The sequence below is a fragment of the Micromonospora humi genome (assembly GCF_900090105.1).
Taxonomy (GTDB): domain Bacteria; phylum Actinomycetota; class Actinomycetes; order Mycobacteriales; family Micromonosporaceae; genus Micromonospora; species Micromonospora humi.
In genome coordinates this window covers 490,802-508,061 of the sequence record NZ_FMDM01000003.1, presented here as the reverse complement: position 1 = coordinate 508,061, position 17,260 = coordinate 490,802, and the positions used below count along the sequence as shown (strand labels likewise).

Annotated in this window: 14 protein-coding genes; 7 read left to right on the top strand and 7 right to left on the bottom strand. The window is 72.4% G+C overall.

The genetic code is table 11. The features are described from left to right. Positions 1–109: 109 nt before the first annotated feature. Positions 110–1,786 carry a CocE/NonD family hydrolase gene (locus GA0070213_RS08265; RefSeq protein WP_091059981.1) on the bottom strand — a complete coding sequence of 559 codons (1,677 nt, stop codon included), beginning with the start codon at positions 1,784–1,786 and terminating at the stop codon, positions 110–112. Between the two features lie 2 nt (positions 1,787–1,788). Next, positions 1,789–2,304: a MarR family winged helix-turn-helix transcriptional regulator gene (locus GA0070213_RS08260; RefSeq protein WP_091060182.1), complete on the bottom strand. Its 516-nt coding sequence runs from the start codon at positions 2,302–2,304 to the stop codon at positions 1,789–1,791. A gap of 133 nt (positions 2,305–2,437) precedes the next feature. On the opposite strand from GA0070213_RS08260, the gene GA0070213_RS08255 reads away from it, so the two are divergent. Continuing rightward, the gene (locus GA0070213_RS08255) at positions 2,438–4,573 is read left to right on the top strand and encodes an MMPL family transporter (RefSeq protein WP_091059977.1); all 2,136 of its coding nucleotides are present in this window, start codon (positions 2,438–2,440) and stop codon (positions 4,571–4,573) included. 51 nt (positions 4,574–4,624) lie between these two features. Here the strand turns inward: GA0070213_RS08255 and GA0070213_RS08250 are convergent, their stop codons facing one another. Continuing rightward, entirely contained in the window at positions 4,625–5,509 is an 885-nt protein-coding gene (locus GA0070213_RS08250) for a lytic transglycosylase domain-containing protein (RefSeq protein WP_091059974.1), read from the bottom strand. Positions 5,510–5,557: 48 nt separating this feature from the next. After that, positions 5,558–7,006, bottom strand: a complete 1,449-nt coding sequence (locus tag GA0070213_RS08245; RefSeq protein WP_091059970.1) for a DedA family protein — start codon at positions 7,004–7,006, stop codon at positions 5,558–5,560. A 132-nt stretch (positions 7,007–7,138) separates the two neighbouring features. Here GA0070213_RS08245 and typA point away from each other — a divergent pair, with 132 nt between their 5' ends. Continuing rightward, positions 7,139–9,004 carry a translational GTPase TypA gene (gene typA / locus GA0070213_RS08240; protein ID WP_091059966.1) on the top strand — a complete coding sequence of 622 codons (1,866 nt, stop codon included), beginning with the start codon at positions 7,139–7,141 and terminating at the stop codon, positions 9,002–9,004. 189 nt (positions 9,005–9,193) lie between these two features. Here the strand turns inward: typA and GA0070213_RS08235 are convergent, their stop codons facing one another. Then, positions 9,194–9,859, bottom strand: coding sequence for a class I SAM-dependent methyltransferase (locus GA0070213_RS08235; protein ID WP_091059963.1), 666 nt, complete (start codon positions 9,857–9,859; stop codon positions 9,194–9,196). A 74-nt stretch (positions 9,860–9,933) separates the two neighbouring features. Here GA0070213_RS08235 and GA0070213_RS08230 point away from each other — a divergent pair, with 74 nt between their 5' ends. Further along, the gene (locus GA0070213_RS08230) at positions 9,934–10,800 is read left to right on the top strand and encodes a serine hydrolase (protein ID WP_091059960.1); all 867 of its coding nucleotides are present in this window, start codon (positions 9,934–9,936) and stop codon (positions 10,798–10,800) included. A 4-nt stretch (positions 10,801–10,804) separates the two neighbouring features. On the opposite strand, the gene GA0070213_RS08225 is transcribed toward GA0070213_RS08230, so the two are convergent. After that, a complete protein-coding gene (locus GA0070213_RS08225) occupies positions 10,805–11,602 on the bottom strand; it encodes a tyrosine-protein phosphatase (RefSeq protein WP_091059957.1) in 798 nt (265 codons plus the stop codon). 44 nt (positions 11,603–11,646) lie between these two features. Between GA0070213_RS08225 and GA0070213_RS08220 the strand changes: the two genes are divergently transcribed. Then, positions 11,647–12,744 (top strand): mandelate racemase/muconate lactonizing enzyme family protein, encoded by a 1,098-nt coding sequence (locus GA0070213_RS08220; protein WP_091059953.1) that lies wholly within the window; start codon positions 11,647–11,649, stop codon positions 12,742–12,744. 56 nt (positions 12,745–12,800) lie between these two features. Beyond that, positions 12,801–13,718: a C40 family peptidase gene (locus GA0070213_RS08215; RefSeq protein WP_091059948.1), complete on the top strand. Its 918-nt coding sequence runs from the start codon at positions 12,801–12,803 to the stop codon at positions 13,716–13,718. 39 nt (positions 13,719–13,757) lie between these two features. Here the strand turns inward: GA0070213_RS08215 and GA0070213_RS08210 are convergent, their stop codons facing one another. Beyond that, positions 13,758–14,756 (bottom strand): TerC family protein, encoded by a 999-nt coding sequence (locus GA0070213_RS08210; RefSeq protein ID WP_091059945.1) that lies wholly within the window; start codon positions 14,754–14,756, stop codon positions 13,758–13,760. 616 nt (positions 14,757–15,372) lie between these two features. Here GA0070213_RS08210 and GA0070213_RS31050 point away from each other — a divergent pair. Further along, on the top strand, positions 15,373–16,416 hold the full coding sequence (locus GA0070213_RS31050; RefSeq protein ID WP_139128645.1) for a hypothetical protein: 1,044 nt from the start codon (positions 15,373–15,375) through the stop codon (positions 16,414–16,416). Continuing rightward, positions 16,413–17,258: a radical SAM/SPASM domain-containing protein gene (locus GA0070213_RS08200; protein WP_091059939.1), complete on the top strand. Its 846-nt coding sequence runs from the start codon at positions 16,413–16,415 to the stop codon at positions 17,256–17,258. Before GA0070213_RS31050 ends, GA0070213_RS08200 begins: the two co-directional genes overlap by 4 nt. Positions 17,259–17,260 lie beyond the last annotated feature (2 nt).

Here is a 17,260-nt window from a genome sequence, read left to right as displayed (position 1 = left end):
CGGGTGATGGGGTGAAATCTGCGGACGCGCCCCTACCGGATGACTGCACTGCGACGGGCACTTGTCTGGAGCGTATCCTCCATGGAGGGAAAATCCCAGCTCAGAGCCGCTATTTTCGAAGTCTGCCCGCTGTGGACGAAGCGGCTACGAGCGGCAGCAGCACAGCCGAAGGGTGCTCGCGATCGAGCAGCACCTCTCGCCATCCGGCACGGAGCGTGACTGCGGTGCCGAGCGGCTCGCCGGTGCCGGGATTGCGCGCGTAGCGCGGGTGGGCGCCGCCGGAGACCTGGAGCCGCAGCCGGTGCCCGGGCGCGAACCGGTGGGCGGTCGGCCAGAGCGTGACCGGCACCCGGAGCACACCGGACCCGTCGTCCGGGAACCGTCCCGGTTCGACGCGGACCAGGCCGTCGCAGACGTTCCAGGAGCGTCCGCAGCGGTCCACGTCGCACAGCCGCACGAACACGTCCAGGTAGGACAGCTCGCTGCGCAGGTGGAGTTCGGCGCGCACCGGCCCGACCACCTCCACCGCCTCGCGCACCGGCTCGCTGGTGTAGGTCAGCACGTCCGGGCGGGACTCCACCGGCCGGTTGTCCACCGCGCCCGCCCGCTGGGCCACCAGCAGCGGCCCGCCCAGCGAGGGGGTCGGGTCGGCCGGGTCGTACCGGATCCGGTCCGGCCCGCCGCCGGCCGGTGGTTCGGGGGCGAGGCCGCCGTCGGGTTGCAGGTGCCAGCGCGTCGCCGTGGCCGGCGGCGGCCAGTCCGGCAGGTCCCGCCAGCCGCCCCCGGCGCCACCGACGTGCACCCGGACCGACGCGCGCTCCGCTGCCGCGCGCGGTGGCCCCGCCCGCCCGGCCAGGTGCTCGGCGAACCAGTCCAGCCCCTCCCGCAGGGACGCGACCAGCAGCCCCGGGCTGCCGTGCGTCCACGGGCCGACGGTCAGCCTCGGACGGGCGCCGGCGGCGCGCAGCCGCGCGTAGTCGTCGAGCTGGGCCGGCAGGAAGATGTCCTGCCAGCCGCTGACCATCGCGACCGGCGCGCGGACCTCCTCGATCCGGTCGCCGAAGACCCGGGCGCGCCAGTAGTCGGCGTCCGGCGTGTGGTGGCGGAGCCACTCCTGGAAGAACGGCACCGTCACACCGGTGGCGACCCGGTCCGCCTCGGCCAGCGGCAGGTGGGTCAACGCGCGGACCAGCCGGGGCTGGCCACGCTTGAGTTCCCACTGCCGGGCCAGCCAGGGCACGGTCTGCGCCTGCAGCAGCTCCGCCCAGGTGAGCACCGTGTCCAGCGCGAAGGACTCCCCCGCGTACGTCGAGTCGCGGGTCGCCGAGGCGGTCACCACCGCGACCATCGCGCGCAGCTCGTCGCCCGCCTCGGCGGCCACCGCCCACTGCACGAAACCCTGGTAGCTGGCGCCGAACATGCCGAACGCGCCGGTCCACCAGGGCTGTCGGCGCAGCCAGTCGAGGGTGTCCAACCCGTCGTCGCGCTCGTGCACCAGCGGCGCGAACTCGCCACCGGAGCCGTACGTGCCGCGGCAGGACTGGATCACCACGTGGAAGCCGCGCTCGGCGACCAGCCGGCCGAGCAGCCGCATCGGGCCACCCCGCCCGTACGGGGTGCGGATCAGCACGCAGGCGGCACCGGGCAGCCCCGGCGCGTAGTGGTCGGTGCGCAGGGTGGTGCCGTCGCGGACCCGTACCGGAAGGTCGCGGGTGACGGTGACCCGGCCGGTGCGGGCGGCGGGCAGCCGCAGCGCCGCCGATGCGAGCCGGGTGACCAGCCGCACGGTCAACGGTCGCCGGCCGGCTCGGCGCCGCCCCGGGCGGCGCGCACCTCGTCGCGGTGCGCGCGCATGCTGCGCACCATCTCCCGCATGAACCGGTGCACCACGGCCAGCTCGTCGTCGGTGAACCGGTCCATCACCTCGTCGGTGCGCCGGCCCAGCGGGCCGAAGAAGCTCTGCGCCAGGGTGGCGCCCCGGTCGGCGTAGTGCAGCAGGATCTTGCGCCGGTCGGCGGTGTCCCGGTCGCGCCGGATGTGACCCGCGCGCTCCAGGCGGTCGACCAGGGCGGTGACCGACCCGGACGAGAGGTTGAGCACGTCGCCGAGGCGGCCGGGGGTGATCGGGTCGCCCACCAGCTCGGCCTCCATCACCGCGATCAGCGCCTGCAGGTCGGTCGGGTTCAGCCCGTGCAGCCCGGCGAACGCGTGCCCGACGTGCTGCGCGTCGGTGGAGTAGCGACGCAGGTCGTTGGCGATCTCGGCGACCAGCCGCCCTCGTGGGTCGTCCCGTCGCCGGTACATGCCGTGCCCCGCCACCGCTCGCCGCCACCCCCCTGCCCGGTCCGGTTGCAGCATAGAGCCTTCCCGGATAATCTCGCTCATCAAGATACTCGGCTGGCGAGAATCAACCGGCAGAAGGCATGTGAGGCTCCCGATGTCCCTGTTCACCCGCGTCGCCCGGGGCCGGTTGGCCGCCTGGCTGACCGTGGTCGCCGCCCTCGTCGTCGGCGCGGTCGTGTTCGGTCTACCCAAGCCGGACAACCCCCAACCGGTCTCCGCCACCGGCCTGTCCGTCGAGTGGCAGTCGACGCAGGTCGAACGCCTCCAGGACCAGCTCCCGTCCCGCGACACCCAGGCCGCGCTGGTGGTGGTGAGCCGCGCCGACCGGGCCCCGCTCAGCGCGTCCGACCGCAGCGCGCTCGACGGCGCCGCCGGCAAGCTCGGCGCGCTCGCCGTCGGCGGGCGGGTCTCCCCCGCCCAGCTCTCCCCGGACGGCACCGTCGCGCTGGTCGCCGTGCCGCTGTCCACCGCGGGCGATCAGCAGGCAGTCGTCGACGAGGTGGTCAAGGTGCGCGACGCCGTCGCCGGCCTGCCCGACGACCTGACCGTCGAGGTCACCGGCGGTCCCGCCTTCACCGCCGACCTGAGCAAGGTGTTCCAGGGCGCCGACACCACGCTGCTGCTGGTCACCGCCGCGGTCGTGGCGCTGCTGCTGCTGGTCACCTATCGCAGCCCGTTCCTGTGGCTCGTCCCGCTGCTGGTGGTCGCCGCCGCCGAGCAGTTCACCCTGCGCACGGTGGAGACCGTGGTGCCCGCGCTGGGCATCTACCTGCCGAGCGGCCAGGTCACCGGCATCGCCAGCGTGCTGGTCTTCGGCGCCGCGACCGACTACGCCCTGCTGCTCATCGCCCGCTACCGCGAGGAGCTGCGCCGCGAGGAGAACCGGTTCACGGCCATGCGGGCCGCCCTGCGGCGCACCGCCGAGCCGATCCTGGCCAGCGGCGGCACGGTCGTGCTCGGCGTGCTGACGCTGCTGCTGTCCGAGCAGGAGACCAACCGGGCACTCGCGGTGGCCTGCGCCATCGGCGTGGTCTTCGCCATGCTCTCCGCGCTGTTCGTGCTCCCCGCCGCGCTGGTGCTCTTCGGCCGGGGCCTGTTCTGGCCGTTCGTGCCGAAGGTGGGCAGCGCCGCCCGCGAGGGCCGGCTCTGGGGTCGCCTCGGCGAACTGGTCGTCCGCCGGCCGCTGCCGGTCGCCGTCCTGTCCGTCCTGCTCCTCGGCGGTCTCGCCCTGGGCGGGCTGGGCATCCGCACCGGACTGTCCGAGACCGAGCAGTTCCGGGAGCGCCCCGAGGCGGTCACCGGCGCCGAGACCCTCGCGCGGGCGTTCCCGGCCGGCAGCACCCAGCCGGTCGCCGTGCTCACCAACCCGCAGGCCGCCCCGGCGGTCCTCGCCGCCGCCGGCGCGGTCGACGGCGTCGCCTCCGCCCGGCCGAGCACCGCCGGCGACCGGATCGCCCAGATCGACGTGGTGCTCACCGCCGAGCCCGGCACCGCCGCCTCCGACCGCGCGGTGGTGGCGCTGCGCGACGCGGTCGCCGCCGTGCCGGACTCCGCGCCGCCCACCGTCGACGGCGCGGACGCACCGGACGGCGCCCTGGTCGGCGGCACGGTCGCCGCCACCTACGACTCGGGCCAGGCCAACACCAAGGACCTGCGACTGATCCTGCCGATCATCCTGCTGCTCGTCGGCGCCGTGCTGGTGCTGCTGCTGCGCGGCCTGCTGGCCCCGCTGCTGCTGGTGCTGACCGTGATCGCGTCGTTCTTCGCCAGCCTCGGCGCGGCCTGGCTGATCTTCGACCACGTTCTGGGCTTCCCGGCGCTGGACAGCGGGGTGCTGCTGCTGGCGTTCGTGTTCCTGGTCGCGCTCGGCGTGGACTACAACATCTTCCTGGTCACCCGCGCCCGGGAGGACGCCCGCCGGACGGGCACCCGCGACGGCATGCTGTCGGCGCTGCGGGTCACCGGCGGCGTCATCACCAGCGCCGGCGTGCTGCTGGCCGCGGTCTTCGCGGTGCTGGGGGTGCTGCCGCTGATCACGCTCACCCAGATCGGGATCATCGTCTGCGTCGGCGTGCTGCTGGACACGCTGCTGGTCCGCACCGTGCTGGTGCCGGCCCTGGCGTTCCTGCTCGGGGACCGGTTCTGGTGGCCCGGGAAGATCACCCGGGAGCCCGAGGCGCCCGCCGGGACCGCAGGCGCGCCGGCCGAGCCGGTCACCGCCCGGGACTGACGAACCGGCCGGGGGTGGGCGTGCCGCCCGCCCCCGGCCGTGCCGGTCGGATCAGAATGCGAGGCACTCGCAGCCGGTCATCAGCTCGCGCACGTTGTACACGTACTGCGGGTTCGGGATGGTCAACGGCTTCCCCTCCCGCGCCACCGCCGCGTGCCCGAAGTTGTACGCCGAGATCACCGCGTTGAGCAGGCAGGAGTTCAACTCCGAGGTGCACAGCGCGGCGTCGAGCCGGTAGTCCGACTCGAAGTACATGTCGCCGATGTACTTGGTGAGCCACGCCAGGTAGGTGCCGCCCAGGTAGGCGTTGTCCCGGTAGTCGTCGATGTCGTACGACTGCTCGAACCGCTGGTTCATCCACTCCGCGGTGGCCGGCATGACCTGCATCAGCCCGACGCCGGTGTCGCAGGCGTAGATGTTGGACTGCCAGCCGCTCTCCTGCCAGGCGGTGGCCTTCATCAGGGTCGACGGGATGCGGATGTCCGGCGCGGAGGTGGGCCAGTAGGTGCGCGCCGCGGCGTCGGTCAACGCCTTCTTCACCTGACTCTGGCTCGCCTTGGTGCCCTTGTAGCTCGGCTTGCAGCCGCTGGCCGGCGGCTTCGGCGCCGGCGGCACCCGGGTCTCGGTCGGCGGCTTCGGCCGCGCCAGCGGCGCGGTGGACGTGCGCGACGGCTTCGGCCGCGGCTTCGCGCTCGCCGACGCGGTGGGGCTGGGCCGGCCGCCCATCGCCGCGACGCCGGGCGGCTCCTCGCTCGGCGCGTCGGCCGGCGCGTCGACGGGGTCCTCCGCCGCGGGCTCCTCGACCGGCGCCTCGGTGGGCAGCTCCGCCGCCACCCCGCGAACCGGTGGCTCCTCGTCGCCGCAGCCGGTCACCGCCCCCGCCGCCAGCAGCGCCACCATCGCAGCCGCGGCCAACCGGCCGACTCCTCGCCGCATCGAACCTCCCCGTGGTTCCGTCGGCGCACCCTAACAGGCATCGACGGGTCAACGTGGTCCCCGCGACGTCGGCCGGCGCTCCCGGGGCCGGGGCGGCGCCGCCGCCTCGGCCCCGACGCCGTCCGGGCCGGCGTCCGTCGGGGCCGGCGGGCCGGCGTCCGCCACCCGCTCCCGGGTCGCCCAGGCGACCACGAACACGGCGGTCCAGGCGGCGCCCAGCAGCACCGACGAGGCGGTGCCGGTGACCGTGCTCCAGCCCAGGTAGAGCCGGGCCCCGGTGACCGCGACCACGCCGGCCGAGGCGATCGTCCAGACGGCCACCGCGGCCGGCCAGCGTGCCCCGCGCCCCAGCAGCCACGCCAGGGTGCCGAAGCTCGCCGTCACCACCGCGTTCTGGCCGGGGAACAGGTCCCGCACGCGGTCCGGGCCGCCCGGACCGGTCAGGTCGGCGACCACGACCAGCAGCACCAGCGGCACGGCCGCGCCGACCGTGCCGACCACGCCGAGCAGGTCCGCGCGCCAGGGTCGCTGCCGCCGGGCCACCACCGCCGCCACCACTGCCACCGCGGTGATCAGCACCCAGCCGCGCAGCACCGAGACCGCGGCCAGCGCCGCGTCGGCCACCCCGGGGGTACGCCGGGCGGTGAACCAGTCGCCGACCAGCCCGTCGAGCACCCCGAGCCCGCTGTGCCGGACCACCGCCTCCAGCAACGCGGCCATCGCCAGCCCCACGGCGAACAGCAGCACCAGCCCGAGCGCCAGGTTGATCAGCAGCGTCCAGACCGGGCCGACCCGCATGCCGACCAGGAAGAACAGCACCCCGTAGCGGGACCGCAGCCAGCGCGACGGGGGCAACGCGGCGGCGCGGGTCACCAGCGCCCGGGCCGGGTCCGGGTTACGCCCCAGCCAACGACCGGCAAGCACCACGCCGAGCAGGCACACCAGCAGCACCAGCACCGCCCCGGTGGCCCGCCCCAGCAGCTTCGACACCCGCTCGTACGACTCGCCGGCCAGGTAGCCGGCGAGCACCGAACCGCCGACCCAGCTCACCACCCCGGCCAGGTTCCACGGCGCGAACCGCCGGTACGGCATCCCGGCCCCGCCGGCCAGCCGGGGCGCCAGTGTGCGGGCGAAGGCGATCCACCGGGCGGCGGTCATGGCGCGCCCGCCGAGGCGGTCCAGCAACTCCTCGGCCCGTCGCCACCGGTGCGGCCCGATCCGGGCGCCGAGACCGGAGGCGCGTAACCGGGGCCCGTACCGGCGCCCGGCGCGGTAGGCGAGTGTGTCTCCGATCACGGCGGCGGCCGTCATGGCCAGCAGCGCGGGGGCGAGCCGTAGCGTCCCCGCGTACGCTAGGAAGCCGACCAGCAGCAGGGTCGCCTCGCCCGGCACCAGCAGCCCGACGATCACCGCGGTCTCGCCCGCGACGATCGTCGCGGCGACCAGGTAGATCAGCAGGGGCGGCAACTCCTGCAGCCAGTTCAGCAGGTCAGGCATTCGGCACCCCGCACGGGAGCCAGCATGCCAGTCGCTGCCACGGTCGGCCCAGCACTTTCGACACAGATCCGGGCCATCTCGGGGGTGACCCCGAGGCGTGCCCCGGCAACCGCAGACAGGAGTATGGAGGGTATGCAGCTTCGCACCGACCTCCGCAACGTCGCCATCATCGCCCACGTCGACCACGGCAAGACGACCCTGGTCGACGCCATGTTGCGGCAGGCCGGCGCCTACGGCGCCCGTGGCGAGGACACCGAGCGGGTCATGGACTCGATGGACCTCGAGCGGGAGAAGGGCATCACCATCCTCGCCAAGAACACCGGCGTGCGATACCTGCCGGCGGACGGCGATCCGGTCACCATCAACATCATCGACACCCCCGGTCACGCCGACTTCGGCGGTGAGGTCGAGCGCGGCCTCACCATGGTCGACGGCGTGGTGCTGCTGGTCGACGCCAGCGAGGGCCCGCTGCCGCAGACCCGGTTCGTGCTCCGCAAGGCGCTGCGCGCCCGGATGCCGATCATCCTGGTGATCAACAAGGTGGACCGCCCGGACGCCCGGATCAAGGAGGTCGTGGACGACACCTACGAGCTCTTCCTCGACCTGGACGCCGACGAGGAGCAGATCGACTTCCCGATCGTCTACGCCTGCGCCCGTGACGGCATCGCCTCGCTCACCCAGCCCGCCGACGGCGCGGTGCCGGACGACAGCACCAACCTGGAGCCGCTGTTCCGCACCCTGCTGGACACCATCCCGGCGCCGGCGTTCGACGAGGACGCGCCGCTGCAGGCGCACGTCACCAACCTCGACGCCTCGCCGTTCCTCGGCCGGCTGGCGCTGTGCCGGGTCCGGCAGGGCACGATCAGCAAGGGCCAGACCGTGGCCTGGTGCCGCACCGACGGCAGCACCCAGCGGGTCCGCATCTCCGAGCTGCTGATGACCGAGGGCCTGGAGCGCAAGCCCGCCGAGTCCGCCGGGCCGGGCGACATCATCGCCGTCGCCGGCATCCCGGAGATCATGATCGGTGAGACGCTCGCCGACGCCGAGAACCCGATCCCGCTGCCGCTGATCACGGTGGACGAGCCGGCCATCTCGATGACCATCGGCACCAACACCTCGCCGCTGGTCGGCCGGGTCAAGGGCGCCAAGGTCACCGCGCGGATGGTCAAGGACCGGCTGGACAAGGAGCTGATCGGCAACGTCTCGCTGCGGGTGCTGCCCACCGAGCGGCCGGACGCCTGGGAGGTGCAGGGCCGGGGCGAGCTGGCCCTGGCCATCCTAGTCGAGCAGATGCGCCGCGAGTCCTACGAGCTGACCGTCGGCAAGCCGCAGGTGGTCACCAAGGAGATCGACGGCAAGACCTGCGAGCCGGTCGAGCGGCTGACCATCGACTCGCCGGAGGAGTACCTGGGCGCGATCACCCAGCTGCTGGCCACCCGCAAGGGCCGGATGGAGCAGCTGGTCAACCACGGCACCGGTTGGATCCGGATGGAGTGGCTGGTGCCGGCGCGCGGCCTGATCGGCTTCCGCACCGAGTTCCTCACCGACACCCGGGGCACCGGCATCCTGCACCACGTCTTCGAGTCGTACGAGCCGTGGTTCGGCGAGCTGCGGACCCGCCAGAACGGTTCGCTGGTCGCCGACCGGGCCGGCGCGGTCACCTCGTTCGCCATGATCAACCTCCAGGAGCGCGGCCAGCTCTTCGTCGAGCCGACCACCGAGGTGTACGAGGGCATGATCGTCGGGGAGAACTCCCGCTCCGACGACATGGACGTCAACATCACCAAGGAGAAGAAGCTCACCAACATGCGGGCGTCGACCTCCGACGAGACCGAGAAGCTGATCCCGCCGCGCAAGCTGTCGCTGGAGCAGGCCCTCGAGTTCTGCCGCGAGGACGAGTGCGTCGAGGTCACCCCGGTCGCGGTGCGCATCCGCAAGGTGGTGCTGGACCAGCAGCAGCGCGGCCGGGCCGCCGCCCGCCGCAAGCACGCCGGCTGACCCACCGGCACCACACCCAGGAGCCCGGCCCGCCCCTCGGCGGACCGGGCTCCGCCGTCTCCCCCACCCCCGGCCCACCCCACCCCTCATCGTCGATCATGAAGTTGGCGGCCGATCCGGAGATCGAATTCGCCGCCAACTTCATGATCGACGCGCAAGGGCGGGGTGGGGGGGGTGGGGGGGTGGGGGTCAGGTGGGTTTGGTGGCGGCGAAGGCCAGGATGTCGGGGATCGGGCCGGAGCCGGACTCGACCACGCGGTCGAGGACCAGGCCGGCGGCGGTGACGGCGGTGAGCAGGTCGGCCAGGGGCAGGTGCCAGGCGCCCACCCGGGCCCGCACGCCGTGCGAGTTCCACGACCGGAACGTGCGCTCCCGCTCGGCGTAGCCGCCGTCGATCACGATCCGCTCCTGGTCGGACCGGTCGGCGAACGCGCCGCAGAAGCACGGATGCACGCCGACGTGCACCAGCCGGCCGCCCGGCGCCAGCGCCCGGGCCAGCTCCGCGATCGCCGCCGGGTAGTCCGGCATGTCGGTGTGCGCCAGCAGGCAGACCGCGGCCGGCACCACGGCGTCGGCCAGCGGCAGCGCGGTCGCGTCGGCGCGGGCCACCGGCAGCCGGGACCGGGCGTGGCGCAGCTGCCCGGCCGACAGGTCCACGCCGACCGGTGTCCAGCCGAGCCGGCGCAGCTCGGCGACGTGCGCCCCGGTGCCGCAACACAGGTCCAGGCACCGCCCCGGGCCGTGACCCAGCAGCTCCGCCAGCACCGACCGGACGCGGTCCATGTAGATCGCCGAACCGACCGTGGCGTACTCCTCGTACCAGTCGGCGATCTCGTCGTACAAGGGGGTCGTCATTCCGGCACGCTAGCCCCGGGCACGGCGGCGGCGCAGCCCCGCGCCCGCCGCGAAGATCCGCTACGGTCACCTGCATGACCTGGGCCGAACTCGACGCGCACCTGGACAAGGTGCCCGGCACCGTCTCCGCGTACGTGGGGCGTCCCGGCGCCCGCCCCACCTGGACCCGGCACCCCGACGCCACCCACTACGCGGCGAGCACCATGAAGGTCGCCGTGCTGGTGGCGCTGCACCGCGCCGCCGAGGCCGGCCGGCTCGACCTGGACGCGCCGGTGCCGGTGCGCAACGCGTTCGACTCCGCGCTGGCCGGCGCGCCCCGCTTCGCCAACGCCCGCGACTACGACAACGACGAGGCGGTCTGGGACCGGGTCGGCGGCGCCGCGCCGCTGCGCTGGCTCGCCGAACGGATGATCATCCGCTCCAGCAACCTGGCCACCAACCTCTGCATCGGCCAGGTCGGGCTGCCGGCCGTCGCGCAGGCGTGGATGCTGGCCGGCGCGCGGCACAGCGTCACCGGCCGTGGCATCGAGGACTTCGCCGCCCGCGACGCCGGCATCGACAACCTGGTCACCGCCGCCGACCTGGCGGCCGTGCTCGGCGAGCTGGCGCTGGGCGCCACCCGGCCCGGCCCGCTCGCCTCGCCGGCCGGCTGCGCCGCCATGCTCGACGTGCTCGTCGCCCAGGAACACCGCGAGGACCTGGCCGCCGGGCTCCCCGACGGCACCCGCGTCGCGCACAAGAACGGTTGGGTACGCGGCGTCCGCCACGGCGCCGGCGTGGTGTTCCCGGACGACGCGCCCCCGTACCAGATCGTGGTCTGCACGACCACCGACCTGGCCGACGGCGGCGCGGACGGCGAGCAGGTCGAGGACGACGCCTGCCGGTTGATCGCGCACGTCTCCGCCCGGGTGTGGGACGTCCGGCACGAGCTGGCCGGGTGAGCCACTACTCCAGCAGGTGCTCGCGCAGCCCGGCCCGCACGTCGTCGGTCACCCCGAGACCGTCGCGCAGGTAGGCCTCGAACGACCCGTGCACCCGGCGCACCTCGTCGTAGGCGGCGTCCAGGTACTCCGGACGCACCTCCAGCAACGGCCGGGCCACCGCCGGGTCGAGATCCGGCCGGCGTCGCGTCATCGCCGCCAGCAGCACCTCCCGCAGGCTCTCGGTCAGCTCGTTGTGCCGCAGGTAGTCGGCCCGGATCGCCGGCTCCGCCACCCCCAGCGCGGTCAGCAGCACCACCGACAGCCAGCCGGTGCGGTCCTTGCCGGCCGAGCAGTGGAACAGCAGCGGCAGGTTCGCGCCGTCCGCGGCCAGCCGCACCGCCTCGCCGAACCCGGCCCGCGCCGGCTCCCCGGTGACGAACCAGCGGTAGATCGCCGTCATCGCCCCCGGCATGCCCTCACGGGCCAGCTCGGCGTACGCGTCCAGGTCGTGGCCCTGCAACACGGCCGAGACGTAGGTGAACACCGGGTGGGCCGCGTCGTACACCGGCAGGTGCACCACCCGGGGCTCGCCCACCAGCCGGTCCGGCGGGGCCACCTCCTGCTCCTGCGCCGCGCGCAGGTCCACCACGCACGCCGGGCCGAGCTTGCCCAGCACCGGCAGGTCGTCGTCGGTGAGCCGGCCCAGCGCCGCGGTGCGCACGAGCCGTCCGACGCGTACCCGCCGCCCGTCGATGGTCGGCAACCCGCCCAGGTCACGGGCGTTCGGCGCGCCCACCAGCTCCCAGTCCCGCCCGGTCATCGGCCCTCCCCTGCTCGCCACCAGTTGCCTATAGGGTGCCCCACATGACGATCGCGGCGGTACGCACCCACCGGCTCTCGGCCCCCTTACACACCCCGTTCGTCACCGCGCTGCGCAGCACCACCACGGTGGAGACGCTGATCGTCGAGGTCGTTGACAGCGACGGCCGCTCGGGTTTCGGCGAGGCCCCGCAGGTCTGGCAGGTCACCGGCGCGTCGATCGGTGGCGCCGAGTCCTGCGTACGCGAACTGCTCGCCCCGCTGCTGACCGGCCGCGACGCCGACGACCTCCAGGCCCGGTGCGCGCAGGTGCGCGGCGCGGTGGTGGGCAACGAGTCGGCGAAGGCGGCCGTCGACGTGGCGCTGCACGACCTGGCCGCGCGGCGGCTCGGCGTACCCCTGGTGCGGCTGCTCGGCGGCACCGCGCTGCGCGTCCCGACGGACGTCACGCTGGCCGCGGGCGACGCGGTCGACCTGGCCGCGGCGGCCGGCCGGCGGCGCGCCGAGGGCTTCACCGTGCTCAAGCTCAAGGTCGGCACCGACGCGAGCGGCGACCTGGACCGGGTCCGCTCGGTGCGCGCCGCGGTCGGCCCGGACGTGCGGATCCGGCTGGACGCCAACCAGGGCTGGACGCCGCGCGAGGCGGTCCGGGTGATCCGGGGCATCGTCGACGCCGGGCTCGACGTCGAGTTGGTCGAGCAGCCGGTGCACCGCCGCGACCTGGACGGGCTGGCCTGGGTCAGTGACCGGGTGGAGGTGCCGATCCTCGCCGACGAGTCGGTGTTCGACGTGCGCGACCTGGTCGAGGTGATCCGGCGCCGGGCCGCCGACATGGTCAACGTGAAGCTGGCCAAGTGCGGCGGCCTGCAGGCGGCCCGCACCCTGCTCGACCTGGCCGCCGCGCACGGCATGGGCACGATCGTCGGCTCGATGATGGAGGGACCGATCGGCGTGGGCGCGGCCGCCAGCCTGGTCGCCGCCTCCGGCACCACGGCCGTGTCGGACCTCGACGCCGCCTGGTGGCTCGCCTGGTCGCCGGTGACCGGCGGCATCCGGTACGAGGGCGCGACCGTGCTGCTGCCGAACGCTCCGGGGCTCGGCATCGCCGACGTGAGTGAAGCTAAGGTTCAGCGCCACGGTTGAGTGTCGTTGGATTTTTTCATAGGGTCGCCCACAGGAGCGTGGGAGGAGGGGTGCGGATGGCGCCTCAACCGGGCCACCGGGCCGTCGTACGGGTCCCGGTGGCGACCCTGTGGACAGACCCCGAGGCGGTCCGCCCGATCGACGAGCCGGCCCTGCGCGACTCCCCCGACGTCGCCGCCTGGGTCGCCGGGATGGACCGCGACCAGCAGGTCGGCGACTGCGTCCTGACCCAGCTGCTGCTCGGTGAGCCGGTGCTGGTCACCGAGACCGGGCCGGACGGCTGGGTGCGGGTGGTCGCCCTCGGGCAGCCCGCCGCCAAGCTGGACCCGCGCGGCTACCCGGGCTGGATGCGGGCCGCCCACCTCGCCGGGCCCGCCGACGACGCGCCGGGCGCGCCCAAGCTGGTGGTCGACGTCCGCCGCACCACGCTGCACGAGGCGGCCGCCGGCCCGCCGGCGCTCGCCGGGGTGGTCCTGGGCACCCGTCTCGTCTCCGCCGGGCGGCCGACGGACGGGTGGCGACCGGTCCGGGCGGCCGGTCGGACGGACCCGCTCTGGTCCCCGGAGGGCGACCTCGTGCCGTCGCCCGCCGAGCGGCCCGAGGCGAAGGAGGTGCTCGCTGTCGCCGAGCGGCTGCGTGACCTGGTCTACGTCTGGGGCGGCCTGTCCACCGACGGCATCGACTGCTCCGGGCTGGTCCACCTGGCCTGGCGGCGCTACGGCGTCACGCTGCCGCGGGACGCCGACGACCAGGCCGAGGCGACCACCCCGCTGGCGCTGGACGACGAGCGCCCCGGCGACCTCTACTTCTTCGCCCGCCCCGGCCGCCGCATCCACCACGTCGGCATCGTCTCGGCGGAGCCGCACGGCGGCCGGCGCCGGATGCTGCACGCCTGCTACCTGACCCGCCGGGTGGTCGAGGAGGAACTGCCCCCGGCCCGGGTCGACACGCTGGTCGGCGCGCACCGGGTCTGAGCGGGTGTCCGGGGCGACCGGCCCCGGACACCCGGTCGGTCAGCGGCGCGCCTCGGCCAACTCCCGGCGCCGGTCCCGCGACGACTTGACCAGGCTCGCCGCCGTGGCCACGGCCAGGGTGCCGAGGATGACGGTCAGCGAGAGCCAGATCGGGATGTGCGGGGCCCAGCCCACGTGCTCGCCGCCGTTGATGAACGGCAGGTTGTTGTCGGCGAGCGCCTCCAGCACCAGCTTGACCCCGATGAAGCCGAGCACCACGGCCAGCCCGTAGCTGAGGTAGATGAGCCGGTCGAGCAGGCCGCCCAGCAGGAAGTAGAGCTGCCGCAGCCCCATCAGCGCGAACACGTTCGCGGTGAAGACCAGGTACGGCTCCTGGGTGATCCCGAAGATCGCCGGGATCGAGTCGAGCGCGAAGATGAGGTCGGTGGTGCCGATCGCGATCATCACGATCAGCATCGGGGTGAACAGTCGACGCCCGTCCTCCCGGGTGGTCATCCGGGCGCCGTCGAAGTCACGGGACAACGGCAGCGCCTTGCGGCTCCACCGGATCAGCACGTTCTCGCTGAACTCGTCCTCGTCCGGCTCGCCCTGCCGGGCCAGGTTCACCGCCGTGTAGATCAGGAACGCGCCGAAGATGTAGAACACCCAGGAGAACTGGGAGATCAGCGCGGCGCCGGCCGCGATGAACCCACCGCGCATGACGAGCGCCAACAGGATGCCGACGAGCAGCACCTTCTGCTGGTACTGCCGGGGCACCCCGAAGCGGGCCATGATGATCACGAAGACGAAGAGGTTGTCGACGGAGAGGCTGTACTCGGTGAGCCAGCCGGTGTAGAACTGCCCGGCCACGCTCGGCCCGGCGGTCAGCCAGAGCACCACACCGAAGAGCAGCGCCAGCACGACGTAGAAGCCGACCCACAGGCTGGACTCACGGACGCTGGGCTCGTGCGGGCGGCGACCGATGATGAACAGGTCGGCCAGCAGGACCGCGATCATCGCGGTCAGGGTTACCGCCCACACCAATGCGGACACGTTCAAATCCATCCTCCGGCAGACACGCAGCGTCGGGCACACCGTACGCCGGGTGTGGGGCCGGGGTGCGTCGACGCTGACTGTGGTGACTGTCGGAGGTCTCTTCCGCCGGGGCCCGTGGGCTCCGACCGACGGAGCCGGGTCGAGCCACCTGGGGGTGCTGGCGCTCTTCCGTGCTGACGACTCCGTCGCGGGGGAATACTCCCCTCCTCGGCCGCCATTGTTCACCATCGCACCGGGGTGGCGCATCTCCAGGCGCCGATCCGCCGTCCGTACGTGCCACGCCTCACGTCACCACCCACAGAGCATCCTAGGCTGCTAGTCGCTTGGCAAGCCGGCGGTCGGTGCAAGTGTCCGATAGATGACCGTCCGGCACACTCTGTCGGCGATACGCTGGCACGCCCCGCCTCCTTGGAGAGCCGTGTCCGCTCACGCTTCCCCTGCGTTCAGTCGCGAACGGCCCCCGCCAGCGAACGTCGGCGGGACCCCGGCGAGTTCGCTCGCTGCCGGTTCACCGCGCACCCAGCAGCGGATGCCGCCCCGAGCACCGAAACCACCCGCCAAGCCTGCCGAGAAGCTCGGGACGACGGCGGGTCCACGTCAAACACCTCTGGAGCTGGTGATGTTCGACGCACGCCGTCGGATTTTTGCATTCCTGAGCTGGTGCAGCGGAGCCGCTTTCGCCCTAGCTATCTCGGTGCTCGCCAACTATCTAAGCGCGAACGAGGAGGCCCGGGATCCGGATCAACTTGTCACGACGGCTGTCTTGCTCGCCGCTAGCACCGCATTGGCTACAGGAGCCTTCGTCGCCCGCCCCAATCCCGCCCGTCGCGGAATCATTCTCTTCGTAGGCCTTCCCGACTGGGGTCTGCGCTGGCCCAACAAGGCGATGGACTACAGCAGTCGGAGGCTTGTCCTGAACAGATTCATCTCGCGTACGCTGTCGGGGCCGGGTGACCTACGGAACGATCAGACGACATCCCTGGTCGGGACGTTGTTGTCCCGCGAACAGGAGGACATCGACGAGGCGTCGAAACCACATCTGCCGCAAACAATATTGATCTCAATGCCGACGCCGCTGGCATTTATTCTTGGTGCACGCCTGCGCGCCATCTCCAATTCTGTCGTCCTGCAGGAACGAATAAATTACCACCCGTTTCGACGGTCGCCGTTCTTCGAGTCTGTCGATCTCAGACGGCGACCCACCGGCAAGGTAGGACGAGGGACCGAGAAGCAACTGAAGGCACAGCGCCTTCTTTCTCGACCGGGACACGCCAAGAACGTGGCCGTCATCGTTACAGTTTCGCAAGACTCGATCAAGGGCCCAGCGATCGAGCATGCCGCAGCAAACGGCTGCGACGAGATCTTTGTTGTCGACTGCTCGTCAACCGACCGAGTACTCAAGGAGACGACCCGTAACTACAGGAGCATCTTCGAGTGGCTCTACCGAGAGCTGTTCCACTACGTTGACGAGCTTATCGACAGAGCGACGGCGGCGGGCCAACGACTGCCGAAGTTCTCGCTCTACATCAAGACTCCGGTGTCCATCGCCTTCGCGTTGGGCGTGGAGTTCCGCCAGCGAGTGGAGTTCGACTGCTACTACATATATCGCGGCCGCGCTTACCTGACCTCAGGCCCAGAGCACCACACAGAGGATCCACAATGAGGGCGCACCTGCCCCTGTTTGTAGAAATCGAGACGTCTGCCTCCTGCAATAGATTCTGCACGTGGTGCCCGACCGGTATAGCAGCTCCCCGGAGAGCCGGGCTCATGCGGTGGTCACTCTTCGACTCCTTGGTACGACAACTCGGCATGATCGGCTACCGCGGGGAACTAGCGTTACACGGCCTGAATGAACCGCTTCTCAACCCTCGGCTGATCAAAGAGTACGCACAAGCCGCCAGCGTGGTTCCGAACAGCCGGCTGACCTGCTACACCAACGGCGATCATCTGGACGGGGAGATCCTTCGGCAGTTGATCGACGCGGGAGTCTCACGCTTCCGGATAACGCTTCACCCGCGCCCGGGCGCGGAACGGGACCGCTTCGAGAGCGGCAGGGCGCGCAAGCGACTTCTCGCGCTCCTGGACCGACTGGGCATCGAGCACGATGCCGTCGCGCAGGTCCCCCGAAGAAGTGGTCTGCGATGGATCGTGGAGCGGCAGGGCGCGTGTCTCGAACTCGACGTGCCTGACGTTCTCGCGCATTTCAATGATCGAGGCGGTCTCGTGGCTGAGGAGCTGTCCTTGGGCTCACCGAGGGCCGCCCCGTGCCACGTGACGTCCACCGCAGCCGCGATCAGCTACCGCGGAGACGTCAAGATGTGCTGCAACGTCTCGCCCGACAGTCCGGCCCACGAGCGCTACTCGTTGGGAAACCTTGATGAGCGCACGTTCGTCGAAATCTGGACCAGTCCCAAGGCCCAAGAAATCCGCATGAGGCATGAACGGTCGGACTGGTCGCTCACGCCGGTCTGCTCGTCGTGCCGTCACCGTCTACCAGCGGAATGACC